Raw genomic sequence first — 3609 nt, 5'->3', positions numbered from 1 at the left:
ATAGAAAATTGGCAGTAACGAGCAGTTCGAGGAAAGGCTTGAGGGAGGAGCAGAGCTTACTTATGTAAGTGAGCACCGCAGCGAAAGACTTGACGACGAAATGCAAAGTTAGTAGCAATTTTCCAATCAGAGTAATAGAAAATTGGCAGTAACGAGTATGGCAAGGAAAAAGCAGAAGGAAGGGCGGAGTTTACTTATGTAAATGAGCACTGGAGTGAAGCTTTTGACGCAGCCAGGGGAAGTTAATGGCGATTTTCCAATCAGAGTAATAGAAAATTGGCAGCAGCGAACAAGACAAGGAAAGAGAGTTTTGACGCAGTATTGTGAAGCTGATGGTAATTTTCGAAGCAAAGGTCAAGCTACAAAGGGCGCACGGAGGATGCCTTGGCACCAGGAGCCTAAGAAGGACGTGATAAGCTGCGAAAAGCTCTGGGTAGGCGCAAATAGCCAGAGAACCAGAGATATCCGAATGGGGAAACCCACCCGGCAAAGACCGGGAACTGGAGTCTGAATACATAGGACTTCAGAGGCAAACCCGGGGAACTGAAACATCTAAGTACCCGGAGGAAGAGAAAGAAAGATCGATTTTCCAAGTAGCGGCGAGCGAAAGGGAAAGAGCCCAAACCAGGAACTTGTTCCTGGGGTTGAGGTCAGGTCAAAAAGAGAGAGGAAGCTTAAGCGAATACAACTGGAAAGTTGAGCCGCAGACGGTAAAAGCCCGGTAGGTGAAAAGCAGAGACTCGAAGGCCTGAACCAGAGTACCACGAGACACGAGGAACCTTGTGGGAAGCAGGGAGGACCACCTCCCAAGGCTAAATACTACCTGGTGACCGATAGAGAAGAAGTACCGTGAGGGAAAGGTGAAAAGAACCCCGGGAGGGGAGTGAAATAGAATCTGAAACCGTGTGTCCACAAATAGTCGAAGCACAATAAAGTGCGACGGCGTGCTTTTTGTAGAACGAGCCAGCGAGTTGCGGTATGCAGCAAGGTTAAGTACTTAAGGTACGGAGCCGGAGGGAAACCGAGTCTTAAAAGGGCGGGAAGTTGTATAGTGCAGACCCGAAACCGGGTGACCTATCCATGGCCAGGTTGAAGCGGAAGTAAAATTTCGTGGAGGACCGAACCACAATGGTGTTGAAAAACCATGGGATGAGCTGTGGATAGCGGAGAAATTCCAATCGAACTCGGAGATAGCTGGTTCTCCTCGAAATAGCTTTAGGGCTAGCGTCGGGAATGAGTAATGGAGGTAGAGCACTGACTGGGGTAGGGGCTGACAACAGTTACTGAACCCTATCAAACTCCGAATGCCAAATACTTGAATTCCGGCAGTCAGACTGCGAATGATAAGATCCGTAGTCAAAAGGGAAAAAGCCCAGACCACCGGCTAAGGTCCCAAAGTGTAAGTTAAGTGGAAAAGGAAGTGTGATCTCTAAGACAACTAGGATGTTGGCTCAGAAGCAGCCATACATTTAAAGAGTGCGTAACAGCTCACTAGTCAAGAGGTCATGCGCCGAAGATGTCCGGGGCTAAAACTTACCACCGAAGCTGTGGGCTAGAGATAGCGGTAGAGGAGCATGCTGTCCAGGTAGAAGCTGTACCGGAAGGAGCAGTGGACAGGACAGGAGAGAGAATGCTGGCATAAGTAGCGAGAAATAAGTGAGAATCTTATTGGTCGAAAACCTAAGGTTTCCTGGGGAAGGTTCGTCCACCCAGGGTAAGTCGGGACCTAAGCCGAGGCCGAAAGGCGTAGGTGATGGACAATCGGTTGAGAGTCCGATACCGCAGAATACCGGTAAAGACCCGAAGGGATGACGCAGGAGGATAGGATGTGCATACAGATGGAGGTATGTCCAAGCAGCGAGTAAGGGAAGGGAGGCAAATCCCCCTTTTCAATTGTGAGCTGTGACGGGGAAGCCGAAAGGCGAAGTATCCGAGATCACACTGCCGAGAAAAGTCTCTAGGGAGGTAAACTGTGCCCGTACCGCAAACCGACACAGGTAGGTGAGGAGAGGATCCTAAGACCATCGGAAGAATTGTTGTCAAGGAACTCGGCAAATTGACTCCGTAACCTAGGGAGAAGGAGTGCCTCGGAAGAGGCCGCAGAGAAGAGGCTCAAGCAACTGTTTATCAAAAACACAGGTCTCTGCTAAAGCGAAAGCTGAAGTATAGGGGCTGACGCCTGCCCGGTGCTGGAAGGTTAAGGGGAATACTTAATAGAGATATGAAGGTAAGAACTTAAGCCCCAGTAAACGGCGGCCGTAACTATAACGGTCCTAAGGTAGCGAAATTCCTTGTCGGGTAAGTTCCGACCCGCACGAATGGCGTAATGATTTGAGCACTGTCTCGACAACAAATCCGGCGAAATTGAAGTGCAAGTGAAGATGCTTGCTACCCGCGATTGGACGGAAAGACCCCGTAGAGCTTTACTGCAGCTTAACACTGAATTTCGGTATTGTCTGTACAGAATAGGTGGGAGACATGGAAGCATGGGCGCCAGCCCATGTGGAGCCGACGTTGGGATACCACCCTGACGGTACTGGGATTCTAACCGGGTGCCATGAAACTGGCGACGGGACAATGTTAGGTGGGCAGTTTGACTGGGGCGGTCGCCTCCGAAAGGGTAACGGAGGCGTACAAAGGTTTCCTCAGAAGGGTTAGAAATTCTTCGGAGAGTGCAAAGGCAAAAGGGAGCCTGACTGCGACACAGACAGGTGGAGCAGGGACGAAAGTCGGTCTTAGTGATCCGGTGGTACCTCGTGGGAGGGCCATCGCTCAACGGATAAAAGCTACCTCGGGGATAACAGGCTGATCTCCCCCAAGAGTTCACATCGACGGGGAGGTTTGGCACCTCGATGTCGGCTCGTCGCATCCTGGGGCTGAAGTAGGTCCCAAGGGTTGGGCTGTTCGCCCATTAAAGCGGCACGCGAGCTGGGTTCAGAACGTCGTGAGACAGTTCGGTCCCTATCCGTCGCGGGCGCAGGAAATTTGAGAGGAGCTGTCCTTAGTACGAGAGGACCGGGATGGACTGACCTCTGGTGAACCAGTTGTTCCGCCAGGAGCACCGCTGGGTAGCCAAGTTGGGAAGGGATAAACGCTGAAAGCATCTAAGCGTGAAGCCCCCCTCGAGAAGAGATTTCCCACAGCGAAAGCTGGTAAGACCCCTCGGAGAACACGAGGAGATAGGTCAGGGGTGTAAGCAGGGTAACCTGCTCAGCTGACTGATACTAATAGGTCGAGGGCTTGACCAAAAGAAGACATGGAAGAGATATTTACTGTGCAATTTTGAGAGAACAGGGTTCTCTAAACTCACTCAGCTGAAGCTGAGGAGTAGTGATTTATACCTTTGGTAATAATAAGGTAATATGTCAAGAAAATTGATAATAGCGAGCAAGATGAGGAAAAATGTGAATGAGAAGCGGAATTTACTTATGTAAATGAGCATCGGAATGAATGTTTTGACGAAATATTGCGAAGTTAATAGCAATTTATAAGAAAATTAGTAATAGCGAGCAGTTCAAGGGAAGACTCGAGTGAGGAGCAGAGCTTACTCATGTAAGTGAGCACCGCAGCGAAAGACTTGACGAAGGAATGCGAAGTTAGTAGTAATTT

At 49.8% G+C, this 3609-nt stretch carries 1 rRNA gene; it reads left to right on the top strand.

Annotation, left to right across the window (positions count from 1 at the left end):
• The first annotated feature begins 352 nt into the window (after positions 1 to 352).
• Positions 353 to 3248, top strand: a 23S ribosomal RNA gene (locus LN736_RS18770).
• The last annotated feature ends 361 nt before the right edge of the window (positions 3249 to 3609 follow it).

The sequence above is a fragment of the Clostridium aromativorans genome, assembly GCF_020908015.1.
Taxonomy (GTDB): Bacteria; Bacillota; Clostridia; order Clostridiales; family Clostridiaceae; genus Clostridium_B; species Clostridium_B aromativorans.
The sequence above is the reverse complement of the archived record's forward strand: the minus strand, read 5'-3'. Positions and strand labels throughout refer to the sequence as shown.